Below are 24,787 nucleotides of genomic sequence, written 5' to 3'. Positions count from 1 at the left end.
CGTTAATGGATAACATCGAGCTGGTTCAACGTTTCATCAGGCTGGCGCTGCCTCAGCGCAAGGCCTTTTTTGAAAAGTTGGCCAGCAAGGGCATGAGCCTTGGGCAACTGCCTGTGCCGATGATCCGCCATGAGTTTGAAGCCATACCGTTGTCCTATGCCCAGCACCGCCAGTGGTTTCTCTGGCAGTTGGAGCCCGAGAGCGCGGCCTACCACGTACCTGCTGCCCTGCGTTTGCGGGGTGTGCTGGATGTCGAGGCTTTGCAGCGCAGCTTTCAGGTGTTGATCGAGCGTCATGAGTCCTTGCGTACGCGTTTTGTCCAGGATGCCGGGCAGACGTTGCAGGTGATTACCCCGGCGGCGGACTTTAACCTGCCGGTGCACACCCTGGAGCCTGGCGATGCGGCCGGGCTTGAGGCGCGCATCAGTGCATTCGTCGAAGCACAGACGCGTCAGTTGTTCGATTTGCAGCAAGGCCCGTTGCTGCGGGTCTGCCTGTTGCGCGTGGCGCCGGACGAGCATGTGCTGGTGCTGACCCAGCACCATATCGTGTCCGATGGTTGGTCCATGCAAGTGCTGGTTGAGGAACTGGTGCAATGCTACGCCGCCTTCACCCAGGGCCACGCTCCGCAACTGCCGGCGCTGGCGATCCAGTACGCCGACTACGCCATCTGGCAGCGACACTGGATGGAGGCTGGCGAGCGTGATCGTCAACTCGCTTACTGGACCGCGCAGTTGGGCGACCTGCCGCCGGTGCTGGAGCTGCCCACCGACAAGCCCCGCCCCTTGCAACCGAGCTACCGTGGCGAACGCCTGGAAATGGCCCTGGATGCGAGCCTGGGGCAACCTTTGAAAGCCCTCGCCCAGCGTGAGGGGGTGACGCTGTTCATGGTGTTGCTGGCATCGTTCCAGTTACTGCTGCACCGCTACAGCGGGCAGCGGGATGTCCGGGTCGGGGTGCCGGTGGCCAACCGCAACCGGCCGGAAACCAAAGGCCTGATCGGCTTTTTCGTTAACACCCAGGTGCTCAAGGCCGAGATCGACGGCCAGATGTCGTTCCGGGCCTTGCTGGCCCAGGTCAAGCAGGCAGCCTTGGGCGCCCAGGAGCATCAGGAACTGCCCTTCGAGCAGTTGGTCGAGGCGCTGCACCCCGAGCGAAGCCTGGGGCATAACCCGTTGTTCCAGGTGATGTATAACCACCAGAGCGAAGGTCGCGGCTCCAGTGCCGAGCCCGTATTGAACCTGCCGCAGTTGACCGTCGAAGGCCTGGACTGGAAAACCTGCACGGCGCAATTTGACCTGACCCTGGACACGGCGGAGTCGGCACGCGGTCTGTCAGCCGCACTGACTTATGCCACCGATGTATTTACCGCCGAGGCCATCGAACGCCTGGCGCAGCATTGGCAAAATCTGTTGCGGGCAATCATCACCAGTCCGCACCAGGCGGTAGGGGAGTTGCCGTTGCTGGCGGCGGACGAACACCGGCGCATCCTCCAGCAGTGGAACCCGAACCTGCGGGCATTCGACGTGAACCAGTGCCTGCACCATTTGATCGAAGCCCAGGCCGAGCGTACCCCCGATGCCCTTGCCGTCAGCTACGAAGATCAGCACCTGACGTACGGTCAGTTGAATGCGGATGCCAACCTGTTGGCGTATCGGCTGATCGAGGCCGGTGTCGGCCCTGATGTGTTGGTGGGGCTCTCTACCGAGCGCAGCCTGGAGATGCTGGTCGGTCTGCTGGCGGTGCTCAAGGCCGGTGGTGCCTATGTGCCCATGGACCCTGGTTATCCACAGGATCGTTTGCATTACATGATGCAGGACAGCAGCATTGCGTTGCTGTTGGCGCAGTCCTCTGTGCTTGAACACTTGGCGCCAGCACCGTCGATTCGTGTGCTGGCACTGGATAACGTCGTCGGCGCAGGCCAGGAACCGTCGGGCAACCCGCAGGTGGCGGTCAGCCCTGACAACCTGGCATACGTGATTTACACCTCGGGCTCTACCGGACAGCCCAAGGGCGTGCTGCTGCCCCATCGCAATGTGGTGCGCCTGTTCAGTGCCACCGATGACTGGTTCCGCTTTGGCGCGACGGATGTGTGGACGCTGTTCCACTCCTGTGCCTTCGACTTTTCCGTGTGGGAGCTGTTCGGTGCGCTGACATACGGCGCGCGCCTGGTGGTTGTGCCCCATGACGTCAGCCGTTCCACCGAAGACTTCTACGCCTTGCTCTGCCGTGAGCAAGTGACCGTGCTCAACCAGACACCTTCGGCGTTCAAGCAGTTGGTGCAGGTCGCCTGCGCTCACCCGGCCGCAGGCCTTGAGCACTTGCGCTACGTGGTGTTTGGCGGTGAGGCACTGGAGGTCAAGGCATTGCAGCCGTGGTTTGAGCATTTCGGTGATCGTTCGCCGCAACTGATCAACATGTATGGCATCACTGAAACCACCGTTCACGTGACGTATCGACCCATCACCCGGGCCGACTTGGCGAACGAGGCGAGCAGCCCGATCGGCGAGCCTATCGTTGACCTGTCCTGGTACCTGCTGGACGCTCAGCTCAACCCGGTCCCTGAAGGTTGCATCGGCGAGCTGTATGTCGGCCAGGCGGGCCTGGCCCGAGGCTACCTGCACCGTGGCGATCTGACCGCCAGCCGGTTTATTCCCGATCCGTTCCGTGCTGACGGCGCGCGCCTGTACCGTACCGGCGACCTCGCGCGTTTGCGTGCGGGCGGGGTGGTGGAATATGTCGGGCGGATCGACCATCAAGTGAAAATTCGCGGGTTTCGTATCGAGTTGGGTGAGATCGAGGCGCAACTGCTCAAGTTGGCTTGCGTGCGTGAAGTTGCGGTGTTGGCCCGGCCCGGCGTGGGCGGCCAGCAGTTGCTGGCCTATATCGTGCCGGCCGCACCGGTCTTCGACGCAGAGACCCATGATGGCCTGCGCGAGACCATTCGCCAGTCGCTCAAGGCCGAGCTGCCGGACTATATGATTCCGGCGCATGTGGTCTTTCTGCCGAGCCTGCCGTTGACGGTCAACGGCAAACTCGACCGCCAGGCGCTGCCAGAGCCTGAGCTGCAACAGCAGTCGTATGAAGCGCCGTGCGGTGAGCTGGAACAACAGGTGGCGTTGATCTGGCAAGAGGTCCTGGGGGTTGAGCGTGTCGGTCGCCAGGACGATTTCTTCGAGCTCGGCGGTCACTCGTTGCTGGCCACCCAAGTGGTATCGAGGGTTCGTCATGGTCTTGAGCTGAACGTGCCGCTCAAGGCGTTGTTCGAGCACACGACCCTGCAGGCATTCGCCCGGGTATTGAACCAGGAACCCGCCGAGCAGGCCCCCGCGTTTGTCGTGGTTGATCGTGGCTCGGCATTGCCGTTGTCGTATGCCCAGGAGCGCCAGTGGTTCCTCTGGCAGCTCGATCCCCTGAGTGGTGCCTACAACATACCGACGGCCTTGCGCCTCGCAGGCGCGCTGGATATCCAAGCGCTCCAGAGCAGCTTTGACGAGTTGCTGGTGCGTCATGAAACCTTGCGTACCACGTTTGTCCAGGAACCATCAGCGCACCCTGCAAGTGATCCATGCGCCAGTGCCAATGGCGATTGTCGTGGACACCCTTGACGCCGGCACTGATCCGCACGCCGGGATTGCCGCTTATGTGCAGACCCATGCCGAGGCGTTGTTCGACCTGCAGACCGGGCCCTTGTTACGCGTGAAGTTGTTGCGCCTGGCCGATGATGATCACGTGCTGGTGCTGACCCAGCATCACATCGTCTCCGATGGCTGGTCCATGCAACTGATGGTGCAGGAACTGGTTGAGCTCTATGACGCCTTCAGCAGCGGCCGCGCGCCTGAGGCCAGGCCATTGCCGATCCAATATGCCGACTATGCCGCCTGGCAGCGTCAATGGATGGAGGCCGGTGAGCGTAAGCGCCAACTGGCTTATTGGACCCGGCAACTGGCCGGTGACCAGCCGTTGCAATTGCCGTTGGACTATTCGCGCCCGGCCGAACAAAGCTTTCGGGGGGCGCAGCTGGAAATCGTCCTGCAACCCGGGCTCGGCGCTTCGCTGCTCGGCCTGGCCCAGCAACTGCGTGTGACGCCGTTCATGCTCTTGCTTGCCTCATTCCAGACGTTGCTGCATCGCTACAGCGGGCAATCCGACATCCGGGTCGGGGTCCCGATTGCCAACCGCAACCGGGTTGAGACCGAGCGCCTGATCGGCTTTTTCGTCAATACCCAGGTACTCAAGGCCGATGTGAAACCGACCCTGGCGTTCGCGGATGTCGTGCAGCAAGTCCGGCAGACCGCCCTTGAGGCCCAGGCTCACCAGGACCTGCCATTCGAACAGTTGGTTGAAGCGTTGCACCCTGAGCGCAGCCTGAGTCATAGCCCGCTGTTCCAGGTGATGTTCAACCATCAGAGCGAGGCGGCGCGCGGACAGCAGGCGACGCGCTTGCCGGGCCTGGCCATCGAAAGCCTTGAGTGGGCCAGCCACACGGCCCAGTTCGACCTGGTGCTCAATACCTTTGAAACCGGGCAAGAGTTGGCCGCCACGCTGACCTACGCCACCGATCTGTTTGCGCCGGCGACGGTCGAGCGTCTTGCCGGCCATTGGCAAAACCTGCTGTGCAGCATTGTCGCGGATCACACGCGGCCGGTTGCCGAGCTGTCGTTGCTGGGCGGTCATGAGCTTGAGCTGATTGAGCGGACCTGGAACGCCAACACCCTGGACTTCCCGCGTGAGCGGTGCATCCATCAACAGATTCAGGACCAGGTGCAGCGTACGCCCGACGCCCTGGCGGTTATCTGGAATGATGAACAACTGACCTACCGCCAGTTGAACGGCCGGGCGAATGCCCTGGCCCACAAGCTGGTGGCGCTGGGTGTTGGCCCTGAAGTGCGGGTTGGCGTGGCCATGCCGCGCAGTGCGCAGATGGTTGTGGCATTGCTCGCGGTACTCAAGGCGGGCGGCGCGTATGTGCCGCTGGACCCGGATTACCCGGCCGAGCGCGTGGCCTACATGCTCAAGGACAGCCAGGCGCGGGTGTTGTTGACCCAGGTTGCGGTGGCGCTTGAGGTGGATGCTTCGATTGACGTGCTGCTTGTGGATGCTCAGGAAGTTGATGATCAGGATCTGGACGTTGCGGTCCACGCCGGCAACCTGGCCTATGTGATCTACACCTCCGGCTCCACCGGCCTGCCCAAGGGCGTGGCCATTACCCACCGCAACGTGGCGGCGCTGACCCAGTGGTCGCAGCAGGTTTACAGCCCTGAAGACATTCAAGGGGTGCTGGCCTCCACGTCGATCTGCTTCGACTTGTCGGTGTGGGAGCTGTTTGTGACCCTGGCCGGCGGCGGCTTTATCGTCGGTGCCCGCAATGCCCTGGAGCTGCCGGAACTGGCGGCCCGAGACCGGGTGCGCCTGATCAACAGCGTGCCTTCGGCGATGGGAGCCTTGCAGCGTGCCGGGCAAATCCCGCAAAGCGTGCGCATCATCAATCTGGCGGGCGAACCGCTGAAGCAGTCGCTGGTGGATGCGCTGTACGAGCATGCCCATGTGCAGCACGTTTACGACCTGTATGGCCCGTCGGAAGACACCACTTACTCCACCTGGACCCGCCGCGAAGCCGGTGGCCAGGCCAATATCGGCAGGCCGTTGGCCAACACCGCCAGCTACCTGCTCGACGCCGAGTTGCACTCGGTGCCGGTCGGCGTGGCGGCGGAGCTTTACCTGGCCGGTGAGGGCATCACCCGTGGTTATCTACTGCGTCCGGGGCTGACCGCCGAGAAGTTTGTGCCGAACCCGTTCTCGACCACCGGCGATCGTCTGTATCGCACCGGCGACCTGACCCGTTACCGCAATGACGGCGTGATCGAATACGTTGGCCGCATCGACCACCAGGTGAAGATTCGTGGCCTGCGCATCGAGCTGGGAGAAATCGAAAGTCGCCTGCTGGCCCACCCAGGTGTGCGTGAAGGGGTGGTGCTGGCCCTGGACGGCGCGAACGGCCAGCAACTGGTTGCCTACGTGGTGCTGTCGCAGGCCACAACGACCCAGCAAGCCCTGCGAGCCAGCTTGCGTGAACACTTGCCGGATTACATGGTGCCCACCCAGTGGTTGTTCCTTGAGCAACTGCCGCTGACCCCCAACGGCAAACTCGATCGCAAGGCCTTGCCGCAACCGGATCTTGAGCCGCAGCACAAACTCTATATCGCGCCCCATAACGAGCTGGAACAGCGCATCGTCGCCATCTGGCAGGACGTGCTCAAGGTGCCGCAGATTGGCGTCAGCGATAACTTCTTCGAGCTGGGCGGCGACTCGATCATCTCGATCCAGGTGGTCAGCCGTGCGCGCCAGGCCGGGATTCGTTTTACCCCCAAAGAGCTGTTCCAGCACCAGACCGTACAAGGCCTGGCCTCGGTGGCGCAGTTGGGCGAGGGCGCACTGCTGATCGATCAGGGCCCGGTGACCGGCGACAGCGTGTTGCTGCCGATCCATCAGGCATTTTTCGATACGGCGATTCCCGAGCGGCACCACTGGAACCAGTCGGTACTGCTCAAGACCACGCAGCCGTTGAACCCTGAACATCTGGAACAAGCCCTGCACGCCTTGCTGGTGCAGCACGATGCCTTGCGCGTGAGCTTCGTCCGGCAGGCCGATGGCTGGCGAGCGACTTACCAGCCGGTCAGCGAGCAACCTTTGCTGTGGCAACGCAGCATCGTCGACGCTTCGGCGCTGGAGCAACTGGGCGACGAAGCCCAGCGCAGCCTGGACCTGGGCAATGGCCCACTGCTGCGCGCGGTGCTGGCGACCCTGGCCGATGGCAGTCAGCGGCTGCTGCTGGTGATCCATCACCTGGCGGTGGATGGCGTGTCGTGGCGCATCCTGTTCGAAGACCTGCAAACCGCCTACGAGCAACTGCAGCAGGGGCGTGTCGTGGCACTGCCGGCCAAGACTTCGTCGGTCAAGGCCTGGGCGCAGCGTCTGCAAGGTTATGCCCGAACCGAACGCCTGCAACAGGAGTTGCATGACTGGCAAACGCTGCTGGCCGACGTCGACAGCGCCTTGCCGTGCCTCGATCCCGAAGCCGGCTTGCGCAATGATCAAGGTGCCACGGTGCACAGCGCCTTGACCCCGACGCACACCCGCCAACTGCTGCAAAACGCCCCCAAGGCCTATCGCACCCAGGTCAACGACCTGCTACTGACCGCGCTCGCGCGGGTGGTTTGCCGCTGGACCGGCCACGCCGATGCCTTGATCCAGTTGGAAGGCCATGGTCGCGAAGACTTGTTTGACGACATCGACCTGACCCGCAGCATCGGTTGGTTCACCAGTGTGTTCCCGGTCAAGCTGACGCCGGCTGCGGACCCGGCTCAATCCCTCAAAGGTATCAAGGAGCAACTGCGCGCCATCCCCGATAAAGGCCTGGGTTTTGGCGTGCTGCGTTACTTGGGCGACGCGCAGGCGCAAGCGGCGCTCAAGGCATTGCCGACACCGCGGATTACCTTCAACTACCTGGGGCAACTGGACGGTCATTTTGAGGACGACAACGGTGCGCTGTTTGTACCGTCGGGCGAAGCCCGTGGCGCCGAGCACAGCCCGCAGGCACCGCTGGATAACTGGCTGGCACTCAACGGCCAGGTGTTCGATGGCGAGCTGCGGTTGAGCTGGACGTTCAGCCCGGCCATGTTTGCCACCGCGACCATCCAGGGCCTGGCGGATGACTATGCCTGTGAACTGGCAAGCCTTGTGGAGCATTGCTGCACGTCGGGTGCCGCGGCCGTGACCCCGTCGGATTTCCCGCTGGCCAACTTGAGCCAGGCGCAACTGGATGCGCTGCCCATTCCCGCGCAGGCGATTGCCGACATCTATCCGCTGGCGCCGATGCAGCAAGGCATGCTGTTCCATACGCTGTACGAGCAGGCGTCGGGCAACTACGTCAACCAGATGCGCCTGGATGTCGAGGGGCTGGACCCGCAACGCTTCCGCCAGGCCTGGCAAGCAGTGCTGGATCACCACGATATCCTGCGCACCTGCTTTGTCTGGCAGGGCGAGTTGGCGCAGCCGGTGCAGGTCGTACTGGAGCAGGTCGAGCTGCCTTTTGTCAGTCATGACCTGTCCGGCCACGCCGATCTGGCGACGGCCCTGGATGCCTTGGCGGCCGATCAACAGCAGCAGGGCTTCGACCTGGCGCAGGCACCGCTGTTGCGCCTGGTGCTGATCCGTACCGGTGTCGACCAGTACCATTTTATCTACACCCATCACCACATCCTGATGGACGGCTGGAGCAACTCGCAGCTGCTGGGCGAGGTATTGCAACGTTACAGCGGGCAATTCGAAGCCGGCCGTGGTGGACGTTATCGCGACTACATCGCCTGGCTGGACAGCCAGGACCGCCAGGCCAACCAGCGGTTCTGGACCTTGCAACTGGCTGACCTGCAAGAACCGACCCGCCTCGCGCAGGCACAGGCCCAAGGCGAAGTGCCTGGCAGCACGGGCTATTCGGATCACTACCAGTATTTTGACGCTGAGCGCACCATGCAGTTGAGTGAGTTCGCACGCCGCCAGAAAGTCACCCTCAACACCTTGGTGCAAGCGGCCTGGGCCTTGCTGTTGCAGCGCCAGAGCGGCCAGTCGAGTGTGTGCTTCGGCGCTACCGTCGCCGGGCGTCCTGCGCAATTGGCCGGTGTCGAGCAGCAGGTCGGGTTGTTTATCAACACCTTGCCGGTGGTGGTCAGCCCGCGACCGGAGCAAACCATCGCACAGCTGTTGCAAGCCTTGCAGGCGCAGAACCTGGCCTTGCGTGAACATGAGTACACGCCACTGTTCGAGATCCAGCGCTGGGCGGGGCAGGGTGGTGAGGCGCTGTTCGACAGCCTGCTGGTGTTTGAAAACTACCCCGTGTCCAAGGCCCTGGAGCAAAGCTCGCCAGACGGTTTGCGCTTCGGACGGATTGATAGCCATGAGCAGACCAACTACCCGCTGACCCTGATGGTCAACCTCGGCGAGGCATTGTCGCTGCAGTACAGTTTCGACCAGCGTTTCTTCGCCCCGGGGCAAATCCAGGCGTTGGCCGCGCAACTGCATAACCTGTTGCAGGCAATGACGCTGAATGCCGATCGTCCGCTGGGGACGTTTGACAGCCTGGACGACGGTGAGCGCAGCCGTGTGCTTGAGCAGTGGAACGCCACCGACGCCGATTTTTCGGCGCTACGGGTGCACAGCATGATTGAGCAACAGGCCCTGCATCAGCCGGACGCCGTGGCTGCGGTGTTCAACGAGCAGACCTATACCTATCGTCAACTCAACGAACAGGCGAACCAACTGGCGCACAAGCTATTGGAGCTGGGCGTAGGCCCGGACCAACTGGTGGGGATATGCGTGGAGCGCAGCCTTGAAATGCTCGTGGGCCTGCTCGCGGTGCTCAAGGCGGGTGCTGCGTATGTGCCGCTGGATCCGGATTTCCCGGTGGATCGCCTGGAATACATGATTGCCGACAGCGGCATCGGCCTGTTGCTGACCCAGGCCCGCTTGAAGGATTTGCTGGTGCTTCCTGCGGGGCTGACGACGGTGGATCTGGATCCTCGGCATTCAGGGCTGGCGTCCTACCCGCAGAGCAATCCGCACGTGTCGGTAAAGGCGGCCAGTCTCGCCTACGTGATCTACACCTCTGGTTCTACGGGCAAGCCCAAAGGGGTGATGGTAGGACATGCGGCACTGAGCAACTTCCTCGCCAGTATGGCGAAGGCTCCAGGCATGTCAGGCAGTGATCGGGTGCTGTCGCTGACGACGTTCTCGTTTGATATTTTCGGGCTGGAAATTTACCTGCCGCTGGTGCTCGGGGCACGTGTGGTCCTGGTGGGCAAGAGTGCCGCCCAAGACCCGGCCCAAGTCTTGGAGCTGGTACGCCGCGAGCATATTTCAGTGGTGCAGGCCACCCCGTCTACCTGGCGGATGTTGCTTGATAATCCCGAGGCGCGCGCGCTGCAAGGCTGCAAGATGCTCTGCGGTGGCGAGGCGCTTGCCCAGGATCTGGCGGACCGCATGCTGGCGCTGTCGGACCAGGTGTGGAATCTCTATGGCCCCACTGAAACCACCATCTGGTCGGCGCAACACCCACTCAGCCAGGCGTTGCCGCAGGCCTGGCTTGGCCGGCCCATCGACAACACTCACCTGTACATCCTGGGCAGCGATTTGCAGCCAGTGCCAGTGGGTGTGGTGGGTGAACTGCTGATTGGCGGAGAAGGCCTGGCCCGTGGTTACCATCAGCGTGCCGGGCTGACCGCCGAACGTTTTATTCCCCATCCGTTTTCCAGCTCCGGGCAACGGCTGTATCGCACCGGCGACCTGGCGCGTTATCGCGCCGACGGTGTGATTGAGTATGTCGGCCGCCTGGATCACCAGGTGAAAATACGTGGCTTCCGCATCGAACTGGGAGAAATCCAGGCACGCCTGCAGGAGCACCCGGCCGTGCGCGAAGCCGCCGTTATCGCCCGAGAGGGCGGTGTCGGCCTGCAACTGGTGGGGTATGTAGTGCCAGGCGAACCGCTCGGCCACGACCGGCAAGTGCTGCTGCGCGATGAGCTCAAGGCCCGCCTGATGGAAACCCTGCCGGCCTACATGGTCCCGGCGTTTCTGGTGATGCTCGACAGCCTGCCACTGACCCCCAACGGCAAACTCGACCGCAAGGCGCTGCCGGCGCCGGATGCCAGTCAGTTGCAACAGGCCTACGTTGCGCCGCACAGCGATCTGCAACGGCAAGTCGCCGGCATCTGGCAGCAGGTGCTGCAACTGGAGCAGGTAGGACTTACCGATAACTTCTTCGAACTGGGCGGGCATTCGCTGCTGGCGGTAAATGTCGTGTCGCGTATTCAACTTGAGCTGGGCTTGAAATTGACCCCGCAACTGCTGTTCCAGCACCCCCTCCTGGAAGACTTTGCCCACCATCTGGAACACGCCGGCGGGCAACAAATCAATGAATCGAAACTGAGCAAGCTGGAATTTCTGCTTGACGAAATGGAGGAAGTTTAATGGACATCCACGCCGCCCAGAGAATCGCTCGGCGTTTCATTACCTTGCCCCTCGACAAGCGTCGCCTGTACCTGGAGAAAATGCTTCAGGAAGGTGTTTCCCCGGCGAACTTGCCTATTCCCGAAGTCCAGTCGGCCGTTGAAGCGATTCCCCTGTCCTTTGCCCAGGAACGCCAGTGGTTCCTGTGGCAGTTGGACCCCCAGAGCACGGCGTACAACCTGCCCATGGTCCTGCGCTTGCGCGGGAACCTGGACCTGCTGGCGTTGCAGCAGTGTTTCAATCAACTGATCGCCCGTCATGAAAGCCTGCGCACCCGCTTTGTGCAGCGTGACGAAGGGGTAAGCCAGAACATCCTCGCCGAAGCGCCCCTGGACATTCCCTTGACGGTGCTGGCACCACAGGCCGATATCGAGGCGGCAATCACCGGGTTTGTCGAAGCGCAGACCGGGCAGCTGTTCGACCTGAACGAGGGGCCGCTGCTGCGGGTCAGCCTGCTGCAGATCGATGGGCAGGATCACATCCTGACGTTTGTGCAGCACCATATCGTGTCCGACGGCGGTTCGATCCAACTGATGGTCAATGAGCTGGTGCAGCTGTATGACGCCTGCCAGCGCGGCGAAACCCTGGTGCTGCCGGCGTTGCCGATCCAGTACGCCGACTATGCCATCTGGCAGCGTCACTGGATGGAAGCCGGCGAGCGCGAACGGCAACTGGCCTATTGGTGCGAGCAGTTGGGTGACGAGCAGCCGGTGTTGGCGCTGCCGACCGACCGTGCGCGGCCGGCCGAGCAGAGTTATCGCGGCGCGCGTTTTGAAATTGCACTGCCGCATGCCCTGAGCCAGCGCCTCAGGCAATTGGCCCAGCAGGAAAAGGCCACGCTGTTCATGGTGCTGCTGGCGTCCTTCCAGGCGTTTTTGTATCGCTACAGCGGGCAGCGTGATATCCGTGTCGGGGTTCCGACCGCTAACCGCAACCGGGTGGAAACCGAACACCTGGTGGGCTTTTTCGTTAACACGCAGGTACTTCGCGCCGAGGTAGTGGGCGAGCAGCCGTTCAGTGTTCTGCTGGACCAGGTCCGCCAGGCTGCCCTGGGGGCGCAGGACCATCAGGACCTGCCATTCGAGCAGTTGGTCGAGGCGTTACACCCGCAACGCAGCCTCAGCCATGCACCGCTGTTCCAGGTGATGTTCAACCACCAGCGCATGGCAGCCGCCGGCACTGGCGCGCTCGCACTGCAGCTGCCGGGCCTGTCCATCGAAGGCGTGGCCTGGGAGAACCGCACTGCGCAGTTCGACTTGACCCTGGAAACCTACGAGTCCGATGACGGCATAGCAGCGGCCCTGACCTATACCACTGACCTGTTTGATGCGCTGACGATAGAACGTCTGGCGCGGCATTGGCAGACTCTGCTGCAAGGAATCGTCGAGCAGCCCCACGCCCGTGTCGGCGAGTTGCCGTTGCTTGATGTCGCCGAGCGCGAGCAGATGGTGCAGGACTGGAACGCCACCTCACAGCCTTTTGGCGGCCTGACGCATCAGGTGATCGCCGCCCAGGCCGAGCGTACGCCCGACGCGGTTGCGCTGGTATGCGAGCAGCAACAGCTGACGTATCGCCAACTCAACCAGCGCGCCAACCACTTGGCGCATCGCTTGATCAACATGGGGGTTGGGCCTGACGCGCTGGTGGGTATCGCCGTTGAGCGCAGCGTGGAAATGGTCGTCGGCCTACTGGCCATTCTCAAGGCCGGTGGCGCTTATGTACCGCTGGATACCCAGTACCCGGCCGACCGCCTGGCTTACATGCTTCAGGACAGTGGCGCGCAGTGGTTGCTGACCCAGGCGGCAGTACGTGATCAGTTGCCCATCCCGCCGGGCGTCCAGGTGCTGGTCCTGTCCGACACTGACGAAACGTTGCAAGCCAACCCGCAGGTTGCCGTGCAACCCGACAACCTTGCCTATGTCATCTACACCTCCGGTTCCACCGGCCGGCCCAAGGGTGTCTCGGTTCGTCACCGAGGGTTGGCCAATCACATGGCCTGGATGTGCAAGACATTGCCACTGCAAAGCAGCGATCGGATCCTGCAAAAGACCGCGTTCAGCTTCGATGCTTCGGTATGGGAGTTCTGGCTACCGTTGATGACGGGTGCACAGTTGGTGATGGCCCAGCCAGGGTTGGCCGAGAGCCTGTCACTGTTGTGGGAGCAGGTCGAGGCACAGCGGATCACGGTCCTGCAGTTGGCGCCTTCACTGCTGCAAGCCTTGCTGCCTGAAGCGAGCGATGCCCAGCTGGCGTCGCTGAACGTCGTGTTGTGCGGTGGCGAAGCCTTGAGTGCCGAGCTGAGCCGACAGTTGCAGCAGCGTTGGAGCGGGCGCTTGATCAACCTGTACGGCCCGACCGAAGCGACCATCGATACCAGCAGCCATGAAGTGCCTGTCGACCCTGCCGGCCCGATCGTGGCGATCGGCAAGCCGATCGACAACGTACGCACTTATGTCCTGAGCGAAGCGTTTGAGCCGTGCCCGCCGGGTGCGGCCGGTGAGTTGTATATCGGAGGGGATTCCCTGGCCCGTGGTTATCACCTGCGCCCGGGAATGACCGCCGAGCGATTTATTCCCGACCCGTTTGCTTCCCGTAGCGGCGCACGACTTTATCGTACCGGCGACCTGGTGCGTTATCGCCAGGACGGTGTGATCGACTACATCGGACGCATTGACCACCAAGTGAAGATTCGTGGGTTGCGCATCGAACTGGGTGAAATCGAAGCCCGCTTGCTTGCCCTCGACGGTGTGCGTGAAGCCATGGTACTGGCGCAGGGTGACGCCGGTGCCCAGGTGTTGGTGGCCTACATCATCGCGGCCGCAGGCGACCTGCAACCCGCGCCGTTGCGCGAGCAGATCTGTGCCGGGCTCAAGGCCCGCTTGCCGGATTACATGGTCCCGGCCCATTTGCTGTTTCTTGAGCAATGGCCACTCACCGTCAATGGCAAGCTGGACCGCAAGGCCTTGCCACTGCCGGATGTCAGCCAGGCCGAACACGCCCATGTGGCGCCGCAGAGCGAGCTTGAGCAACGTATCGCGGTGATCTGGCAGGACGTGTTGAAACGTCCGGCCATCGGTGTCACCGACAACTTCTTCGAGCTGGGCGGTGATTCGATCATCTCGATCCAGGTGGTCAGCCGTGCGCGCCAGGCCGGGATTCGTTTCACCCCTAAAGAGCTGTTCCAGCACCAGACTGTCCAGGGCCTGGCCCAGGTTGCGCAATTGGCCGCCGGGGTGGTGATCGACCAGTCGGCAGTCGTCGGTGAGGCTCCCCTGGCACCGGTACAGATCGCCTTTTTTGAACAGCCGGTGCCTGATCGCGCGCGCTGGAACCAGTCCGTCATGCTCACGCCGAGGGTCACGTTGGACGTGGCGCTGCTGGAGCAGGCGCTCAAGCATCTGGTGACTCATCACGATGCGCTGCGGATGGCGTTCACTGCTCAGGCGCAAGGCTGGTCGGCGCGCTATCAGGCGCCGGGTGAGTACTCCGGGGCGCTGGTCCGGGAGGCTCGGAACATTGACCTTGAGGCGCTGGAGCAATGGGGCGACCAGGCCCAGGGCAGCCTGAACCTGGAGCGCGGCCCGCTGTTGCGGGCGGTGCTGGCGAACTTGAACGATGGCAGCCAGCGTTTGCTGGTGGTCATTCATCATCTGGTGGTGGACGGGATTTCCTGGCGCATTTTGTTCGAGGACCTGCAAAAGGCCTACCAGCAGCTCGCCAGCGGCCAGCGTTGCGTGTTGCCGGCCAAGACCAGTTCATTCAAGGCCTGGGTAGAACGCCTGGGGCAGGCGGCGACTGCGGATACGTTGCGCGCCCAGCTCGATTACTGGGAAGGCTTGTTGAGCGGTTCGTCGACGGCCCTGCCGGTGGACCATCCCCATGGTTCGCTCTCCAATCGCCACGCGATGACGGTGCACACCCAGCTTGATGCCCAGGCCACGCGGCAACTGCTGCAAGAGGCGCCGGCGGCCTATCGCACCCAGGTCAATGACCTGTTGCTCAGCGCACTGGCACGGGTTATTGGTCGCTGGACCGGGCAGGACAGTGCGCTGATCCAGCTCGAAGGCCACGGCCGTGAAGACCTGTTCGATGACGTTGACCTGACACGTACCGTGGGCTGGTTCACCAGCCTGTTTGCGGTCAGGTTGCCGGTCGAAAGCGATATCGCGCACTCGATCAAGGCGGTGAAAGAACAACTGCGGGCGATTCCAGACAAGGGGATTGGCTACGGTGTATTGCGCTACCTGGGCGATGAACCATCCCGCAGCCGCTTGCAGGCGCTGCCGGCGCCGAGGATTACGTTCAACTACCTGGGGCAGTTCGATGGCAGTTTCGATGACGAGCAGGCTTTGTTCGCTCCCTCGGGTGAGGCGCGCGGGCTGGAGCAAAGCCCGGAGGCGGCGCTCGGTAACTGGCTGACCCTCAATGGCCAGGTATATGGCGGCGAACTGAGCCTGGGCTGGACCTTCAGCGGGCAGATGTTTGACGCCTCGGCGGTACAGCGCCTGGCCGATGAATACCGTCTTGAGCTGCTGAGCGTGATCGCTCATTGCACGGCGCCCGGCAACAGCGGCTTGACGCCTTCGGATGTTCCGCTGGCCGGGCTCGGTCAGCGTCAACTGGATGCCTTGCCGCTGGCCCTGTCGGCTGTCGAAGATATCTACCCGCTATCGGCCATGCAGCAAGGCATGCTGTTTCACACCCTGTATGAGCAAGGTGGCGGCGACTACATCAATCAAATGCGCCTGGACGTTACCGGGCTGGATCCCGAGCGCTTCCGCCAGGCCTGGCAGGCGTGCGTGAACAGCCATGAAATCCTGCGTACCGGCTTCCTGTGGCAGGGTGATCTGGAGCGACCGCTGCAAGTGGTGCACAAGCACCTGGAGTTGCCATTCACTGTGCTCGACTGGCAGGAGCACCCGGCACTTGATGGCGCACTCGATACCCTGGCCGACGCTGACCGCCAGCGTGGTTTCGACCTTGTGCAGGCGCCTCTGCTGCGCCTGACCGTTGTGCGCACGGCGCCGGATCAGTGCCATTTGATCTATACCTCCCACCACATTCTGATGGATGGCTGGAGCAATTCCCGGCTGCTTGGTGAGGTGCTGCAACGCTACAGCGGGCAAGAGCCCGAGCACCAGCCGGCGCGCTATCGCGACTACATTGGCTGGCTGCAATCCCAGGACCAGACGCTGCGAGCAGCGTTCTGGACGCAACAGTTGGCACCGCTGCAAGCGCCGACACGGCTGGCCCAGGCGGTGGCCGCGCCGCTGTCCGCAGATGCCGGCTACGCCAGTCATTTCGAGGTGCTGGACTCGCGCCAGACGCGCCTGCTGAACGAGTTTGCCCGCCAGCAGAAAGTCACCCTCAATACCTTGCTGCAAGCCGCCTGGCTCCTGCTTTTGCAGCGTTATACCGGGCAATCGACGGTGTGCTTTGGCGCCACCGTGGCCGGGCGTCCGGCCGACCTCAAAGGCGTCGAGCAGCAGATCGGCCTGTTCATCAACACCCTGCCGGTGATCGCCAGCCCGCTTGCCGGGGAGACGGTCAGCCACTGGTTACAGACCGTTCAGGGGCAAAACCTGGCGCTGCGCGAGCATGAGCACACGCCGCTGTTCGAGATTCAGCGCTGGGCCGAACACGGTTCCGAGTCATTGTTCGACACGCTGTTGGTGTTCGAAAACTACCCGATCTCCGAGGCGCTGGCTCAAAGTGCGGACGATGGGCTGTCCTTTGGTGCCGTTGTGGCCCATGAGCAGAGCAATTATCCGCTGACACTTTCCGTCAATGCCGGGCAGACGCTGGGGTTGCACTACCACTATGACCGCAGTCAGTTTGCGGCCGGGACGATGGCGGGCATTGCCCGTCATCTTAACCAGTTGCTTGCGCGCTTCATGGCCGGCAGTGAACAGGTGCTGGCGCAACTCGCCACCCTTGAGGGCGATGAACGTCGGCTGGTCGAACATACCTGGAACGCCAATGGCCTGGACTTCCCGCGTGAGCGGTGCATCCATCAACAGATTCAGGATCAGGTGCAGCGTACGCCCGACGCCCTGGCGGTTATCTGGAATGATGAACAACTGACCTACCGCCAGTTGAACGGCCGGGCGAATGCCCTGGCGCGCAAGCTGGTGGCGCTGGGTGTTGGTCCTGAAGTGCGGGTTGGCGTGGCCATGCCGCGCAGTGCGCAGATGGTCGTGGCATTGCTCGCGGTGCTCAAGGCGGGCGGCGCGTATGTGCCGCTGGACCCGGATTACCCGGCCGAGCGCGTGGCCTACATGCTCAAGGACAGCCAGGCGCGGGTGTTGTTGACCCAGGCTGCGGTGGCGCTTGAGGTGGATGCTTCGATTGACGTGCTGCTTGTGGATGCTCAGGAAGTTGATGATCAGGATCTGGACGTTGCGGTCCACGCCGGCAACCTGGCCTATGTGATCTACACCTCCGGCTCCACCGGCCTGCCCAAGGGCGTGGCCATTACTCACCGTAACGTGGCGGCGCTGACCCAGTGGTCGCAGCAGGTTTACAGCCCTGAAGACATTCAAGGGGTGTTGGCCTCGACGTCGATCTGCTTCGACTTGTCGGTGTGGGAGCTGTTTGTGACCCTGGCCGGCGGCGGCTTTATCATCGGTGCCCGCAATGCCCTGGAGCTGCCGGAACTGGCGGCCCGAGACCGGGTGCGCCTGATCAACAGCGTGCCTTCGGCGATGGGAGCCTTGCAGCGTGCCGGGCAAATCCCGCAAAGCGTGCGCATCATCAATCTGGCGGGCGAACCGCTGAAGCAGTCGCTGGTGGATGCGCTGTACGAGCATGCCCATGTGCAGCACGTTTACGACCTCTATGGCCCGTCGGAAGACACCACTTACTCCACCTGGACCCGCCGCGAAGCCGGTGGCCAGGCCAATATCGGCAGGCCGTTGGCCAACACCGCCAGCTACCTGCTCGACGCCGAGTTGCACTCGGTGCCGGTCGGCGTGGCGGCGGAGCTTTACCTGGCCGGTGAGGGCATCACCCGTGGTTATCTACTGCGTCCGGGGCTGACCGCCGAGAAGTTTGTGCCGAACCCGTTCTCGACCACCGGCGATCGTCTGTATCGCACCGGTGACCTGACCCGTTACCGCAATGACGGCGTGATCGAATACGTTGGCCGCATCGACCACCAGGTGAAGATTCGTGGCCTGCGCATCGAGCTGGGAGAAATCGAAAGTCGCCTGCTGGCCCACCCAGGTGTGCGTGAAGGGGTGGTGCTGGCCCTGGACGGCGCGAACGGCCAGCAACTGGTTGCCTACGTGGTGCTGTCGCAGGCCACAACGACCCAGCAAGCCCTGCGAGCCAGCTTGCGTGAACACTTGCCGGATTACATGGTGCCCACCCAGTGGTTGTTCCTTGAGCAACTGCCGCTGACCCCCAACGGCAAACTCGACCGCAAGGCCTTGCCGCAACCGGATCTTGAGCCGCAACACAAACTCTATATCGCGCCCCATAACGAGCTGGAACAGCGCATCGTCGCGATCTGGCAGGACGTGCTCAAGGTGCCGCAGATTGGCGTCAGCGATAACTTCTTCGAGCTGGGCGGCGACTCGATCATCTCGATCCAGGTGGTCAGCCGTGCGCGCCAGGCCGGGATTCGTTTTACCCCCAAAGAGCTGTTCCAGCACCAGACCGTACAAGGCCTGGCCTCGGTGGCGCAGTTGGGCGAGGGCGCACTGCTGATCGATCAGGGCCCGGTGACCGGCGACAGCGTGTTGCTGCCGATCCATCAGGCATTTTTCGATACGGCGATTCCCGAGCGGCACCACTGGAACCAGTCGGTACTGCTCAAGACCACGCAGCCGTTGAACCCTGAACATCTGGAACAAGCCCTGCACGCCTTGCTGGTGCAGCACGATGCCTTGCGCGTGAGCTTCGTCCGGCAGGCCGATGGCTGGCGAGCGACTTACCAGCCGGTCAGCGAGCAACCTTTGCTGTGGCAACGCAGCATCGTCGACGCTTCGGCGCTGGAGCAACTGGGCGACGAAGCCCAGCGCAGCCTGGACCTGGGCAATGGCCCACTGCTGCGCGCGGTGCTGGCGACCCTGGCCGACGGCAGTCAGCGGCTGCTGCTGGTGATCCATCACCTGGCGGTGGATGGCGTGTCGTGGCGCATCCTGTTCGAAGACCTGCAAACCGCCTACGAGCAACTGCAGCAGGGTCGCGTCGTGGCATTGCCGGCCAAGACTTCGTCGGTCAAGGCCTGGGGCGAGCGGCTGGCTCGCTTTGCCCGGGAGGAGGCGCTGGAGCAATTGCCTTACTGGCAAATGCAGTTGCACGATGTTCAAGCCCAATTGCCCTCGGACCATTCCGGTGGTCGGCAAACCAACCAGGACGGCCTCACGGTGTACAGCCGTCTGGACTCGGTGCAGACCCGCCGCCTGTTGCAGGACGCCCCGGCGGCCTATCGCACGCAAATCAACGACTTGCTGCTGACGGCACTGGCGCGGGTGATTTGCCGCTGGACCGGCCAGGCGAGCACCTTGATCCAATTGGAAGGCCATGGCCGTGAGGACCTGTTTGATGAAGTTGACCTGACCCGCAGCGTCGGCTGGTTCACCAGTGCTTTCCCGGTCAAGCTGACCCCGGCCGGTGACCCGGCGGGTTCGCTGAAAAACATCAAGGAGCAACTGCGCGCAATCCCCGATAAAGGCCTGGGTTTTGGTGTGTTGTCTACCTTTGCCGAGACAGAGACGCGGGAGGCGATGGCGCAGTTGCCTGCACCGCAGATCACCTTCAATTACCTGGGCCAGTTCGACAGCAGTTTTGACGATGGCGATGTACCGCTCTGGGCACCTTGCGACGAAGCCCGTGGGCCGGAGCAAAACGCAGAGGCGCCGTTGGCCAACGGCCTGATCCTCAATGGCCAGGTGTTCGCCGGCGAGCTCAGCCTGGGTTGGGCCTTCAGTGCCCAACGTTTCGACGAGTCGACCATCCAGCACCTGGCCGATGACTACGCCCGTGAGTTGGCTGGCCTGGTCGAGCATTGCTGCCTGCCGGGCGCCGGAGCGGTGACGCCGTCGGACTTCCCGCTGGCGACCCTGAGCCAATCCGCGCTGGACGGCTTGCCCATGACGGCACACAGCATCGAAGACATTTACCCGTTGTCACCGATGCAGCAAGGCATGCTGTTCCACACGCTATATGAACAGGCCTCTGGCGATTACATCAACCAGATGTGCCTGGACGTCGAAGGACTGGACCCGGACAAGTTCCGCCAGGCCTGGCAAGCCACCCTGGATGCCCATGACATCCTGCGCACCGGCTTCGTGTGGTTGGCTGAACAGGATCAGCCGTTGCAGATCGTGCGCAAGCAAGTGACCCTGCCTTACGCGCTGCACGACTGGCGCGGGCGTACCGGGCAGGCGCAGGCCTTGCGCCAACTGGCCGAGGCCGAACAAGCCAGGGGCTTCGAGCTTCAAGAGGCACCGTTGCTCAGGTTGACCCTGGTGGCGCTGGATGATCGTCGCCATCACCTGATCCTGACTCATCACCATATCCTGATGGATGGGTGGAGCCACTCGCAGATGCTCGGTGAGGTGCTGCAACGCTACAGTGGTCATAACCCGCCGGTATCGACCGGGCGCTATCGTGATTACATTGCCTGGCTGCAAGGTCAGGACCAAACGCTCCGGGAAGCGTTCTGGAAGCAGCAGCTGGCCTCGCTGCAAACACCGACGCGCCTGGCCCAGGCGGTCGTTGCGCCACGTGTCCTGGGTACAGGCTATGCCAGCCACTTCGAGGTACTGGATGCGACTCAGGCGCGCCTTCTGAACGAGTTTGCCCGCCAGCAGAAAGTCACCCTCAATACCTTGCTGCAAGCCGCCTGGCTCCTGCTTTTGCAGCGTTATACCGGGCAGTCGACGGTGTGCTTTGGTGCCACCGTGGCTGGGCGTCCGGCCGATCTGAAGGGGGTCGAGCAGCAGATCGGGTTGTTCATCAATACCTTGCCAGTGGTTGCCAGCCCGCTCGCCGGGCAGAGCGTCAGTCATTGGTTGCAGGCGGTCCAGGCGCAAAACCTGGGGCTGCGTGAGCATGAACACACGCCGCTGTTCGAGATTCAGCGCTGGGCCGAACACGGTTCCGAGTCGTTGTTTGACACACTGTTGGTGTTCGAGAACTTCCCGATCGCCGAAGCGCTGGCCCAGGGCAGCGACAATGGCCTGGTGTTTGGCGCCGTTGCAGCCCATGAGCAGAGCAATTATCCGCTGACATTGTTGGTCAATGCCGGGCAGACGTTGGCCCTGCACTATCACTATGACTGCAGCGTGTTTGGTGCAGAGGCGATGGCAGGTATCGCTGGTCACCTCAACCGGTTGCTGGTCGAGTTGACGACTTCAAGTGAGCGGGTACTGGCTGATGTGGTGATGCTCGGTGGCGACGAACGTCAACTGATTGAACAGACCTGGAACGCCAATGGCCTGGACTTCCCGCGTGAGCGGTGCATCCATCAACAGATTCAGGACCAGGTGCAGCGTACGCCCGACGCCCTGGCGGTTATCTGGGGTGATGAGCAACTCACCTACCGCCAGTTGAACGGCCGGGCGAATGCCCTGGCGCGCAAGCTGGTGGCGCTGGGTGTTGGCCCTGAAGTGCGGGTTGGCGTGGCCATGCCGCGCAGTGCGCAGATGGTCGTGGCATTGCTCGCGGTACTCAAAGCGGGCGGCGCGTATGTGCCGCTGGACCCGGATTACCCGGCCGAGCGCGTGGCGTACATGCTCAAGGACAGCCAGGCTCGAGTGTTGCTGACGCAATCTGATGTGCTGGCGGCGGTGGAGGTGACTGCATCCATCGAAGTACTGCTGGCTGAGACTCAGGACACCGATGATCAGGACCCGGCCGTTGTGGTCAGTGCGAATAACCTGGCCTATGTGATCTACACCTCCGGCTCCACCGGCCTGCCCAAGGGCGTGGCTATTACTCACCGCAACGTGGCGGCGCTGACCCAGTGGTCGCAGCAGGTTTACAGCCCTGAAGACATTCAAGGGGTGTTGGCCTCCACGTCGATCTGCTTCGACTTGTCGGTGTGGGAGCTGTTTGTGACCCTGGCTGGCGGCGGCTTTATCGTCGGTGCCCGCAATGCCCTGGAGCTGCCGGAGCTGGCGGCCCGAGACCGGGTACGCCTGATCAACAGCGTGCCTTCGGCGATGGGAGCCTTGCAGCGTGCCGGGCAAATCCCGCAAAGCGTGCGCATCATCAATCTGGCGGGCGAACCACTGAAGCAGTCGTTGGTGGATGCGCTGTATGGCCGTGGGCATGTGCAGCATGTCTACGACCTGTATGGCCCGTCGGAAGACACCACTTACTCCACCTGGACCCGCCGCGAAGCCGGCGGCCAGGCCAATATCGGCAGGCCGTTGGCCAACACCGCCAGCTACCTGCTCGACGCCGAGTTGCACTCGGTGCCCGTCGGCGTGGCGGCGGAGCTTTACCTGGCCGGTGAGGGCATCACTCGTGGCTATCTACTGCGTCCGGGGCTGACCGCCGAGAAGTTTGTGCCGAACCCGTTCTCGACCACCGGCGAGCGCTTGTACCGCACTGGTGACCTGACCCGTTATCGCCCGGAGGGGGTGATCGAGTACGTCGGGCGCATCGACCATCAAGTGAAAATCCGCGGTTTCCGGATTGAAATGGGCGAAATCGAAGCTCAATTGATGGCCCAGGGCTCGGTACGCGAGGCCGTGGTGCTGGCGGTGGAAGGTGTGAGTGGCTTGCAACTGGTGGGTTATGTAGTGCCCGACCAGCCAGGCCTTATCGACGCCGACGCGCAAGCAGACTTGCAAGACGACCTCAAGCGCCGCCTGCATGAAGTGTTGCCTGCCTACATGGTGCCGGCGCAGTTGCTGGTGCTTGAATACCTGCCGCTGACCCCCAACGGCAAGCTTGATCGCAAGGCCTTGCCGGCCCCTGGCGCGGTACAGCGTCGCGACCAGTACACACCACCGCAGACCGACACCGAGCAGCAATTGGCGCAAATCTGGAGTGAGGTACTTAACGTCGAGCGGGTCGGCCTGGAGGATGACTTCTTTGCCTTGGGCGGGCATTCGTTGCTGGCCACCCAACTCATCGTGCGTATCCGTGAGCGAATGGACCTGCAAGTGCAGCTCAAGACGCTGTTCGCTGCCAGCACCTTGCGCACCTTCAGTGCCGAAGTGGCGCAGTTGGGATCGGCCAGTGAACCGCTGATGGATGAATTGGCTAAATCTTTGGAGGCCCTCAAACGTTTAACAGGGGATGAGCTTGAAAAGCTAATTTCAGAGTGAAGGGGATAGGTGTGAAAGAGTTGATCGGAGCAGTGGGCGAGCTTTCGCCAAAGGAACGCAAAGCCTTGGCGGTGCTGCTTAAACACAAGGGCATCAATCTCTTCAGTGTCGCGCCTGTTTTCAAGAGAAACGCCAGTGAACCGTTGTTGCTGTCCTACGCTCAGGAGCGGCAGTGGTTCTTGTGGCAGATGGATCCGCACAGTACGGCTTACCACATCTCCAGTGCCCTGAGTTTGCGTGGGGCGCTGGACGTGGCAGCCCTGGAGCGCAGCTTTTCGACGCTGATCGAGCGTCATGAATCGCTGCGTACCCATTTTGTCCAGGACGGTTCACAGCGGCTGCAGGTCATCAGCCCGGCATCGGGCGCGAGCATCGACTTGCACACCCTGGCATCGGCGCACGCGCAACAGCGTGGCGCTCAGATCAAGGCGTTCGTGGAGGATGAAACCCGACAGTTGTTCGATTTGCAGCAAGGCCCGTTATTGCGGGTCAAGCTGCTGCGAGTCAGTGCCGATGAGCATGTATTGGTGCTCACTCAGCACCATATTGTTTCCGATGGCTGGTCGATGCAGGTGATGGTCGACGAGCTGGTGCAGTGCTATGCCGCCTACAGCGAGGGACGTTCGGTCGAGTTGGCGCCGTTGCCGGTGCAGTACGCCGACTATGGGCTGTGGCAGCGCCAGTGGATGGAGGCGGGAGAACTGGAGCGCCAGTTGGGCTACTGGACCGAACGCCTCGGTGGCGAGCAGCCGGTACTGGAATTGCCGTTCGATCATCCGCGTCCCGCCGAGCAGAGCTTTCGCGGCAACACCCACACCCTCAACCTGGGCGCGGAACTGGTTGCCGGCCTCAAGCGGCTGGCCCAGCGCGAAAACGTCACCCCGTTCATGTTGTTGCTGGCCTCGTTCCAGGTGCTGTTGTACCGCTACAGCGGCCAGGGCGATATTCGGGTCGGGGTGCCGGTGGCCAACCGGAACCGTGCCGAAACCGAACGGTTGATCGGATTCTTCGTCAACACGCAGATTCACAAGGCCGACGTCGACGGGCGCACGTCCTTCCGCGAGTTCCTGCAACAGGTCAAGCAAAATGCCGTGGGCGCGCAGGCGCATCAGGACCTGCCGTTCGAACAACTGGTGGAAGCCCTGCGGCCCGAGCGGACGTTGAGCCATAACCCTTTGTTCCAGGTGATGTTCAACCACCAAAGTGAAGACACTCGCGGGCGGGTCGAGGTGACAGGCCAGGCCTCGCGCCTGGAGATCGAACGCCTGAGCTGGGAAACCCATACCTCGCAGTTCGACCTGACCCTCAATACGGTTGAACACAGCGAGGGCCTGTCGGCGCAATTGACCTATGCCACTGACCTGTTCGAGCCGGCCACAGTCGAGCGCATGGCGGGGCACTGGCAGGCTCTGTTGCAAGGGATTGTCGCCCAGCCT

1 protein-coding gene and 2 pseudogenes are annotated in these 24,787 nt (G+C 62.5%); all 3 read left to right on the top strand.

Going from position 1 to position 24,787, the window contains the following annotated elements; all coding sequences use genetic code 11:
• The first annotated feature begins 5 nt into the window (after positions 1–5).
• A pseudogene (locus QF039_RS18425) lies at positions 6–11,022 on the top strand (amino acid adenylation domain-containing protein).
• Positions 11,022–23,351 (top strand): non-ribosomal peptide synthetase, encoded by a 12,330-nt coding sequence (locus QF039_RS18420; protein WP_307519940.1) that lies wholly within the window; start codon positions 11,022–11,024, stop codon positions 23,349–23,351. The pseudogene QF039_RS18425 and the gene QF039_RS18420 overlap by 1 nt, the downstream one beginning before the upstream one ends.
• A 140-nt stretch (positions 23,352–23,491) precedes the next feature.
• Positions 23,492–24,781, top strand: a pseudogene (locus QF039_RS33760) (condensation domain-containing protein); the annotation flags it as partial.
• Between the last annotated feature and the right edge of the window lie 6 nt (positions 24,782–24,787).

This window comes from Pseudomonas sp. W2I6, from assembly GCF_030815935.1.
Lineage (GTDB): Bacteria > Pseudomonadota > Gammaproteobacteria > Pseudomonadales > Pseudomonadaceae > Aquipseudomonas.
Note: the sequence above shows the minus strand (reverse complement) of the source record. Positions and strands in the feature narration are given on the sequence as shown.

Excerpts from the sequence above, each read along its gene's own strand:
- QF039_RS18420 (WP_307519940.1), top strand. The coding sequence starts at position 11,022 with ATGGACATCCACGCCGCCCAGAGAATCGCTCGGCGTTTCATTACCTTG.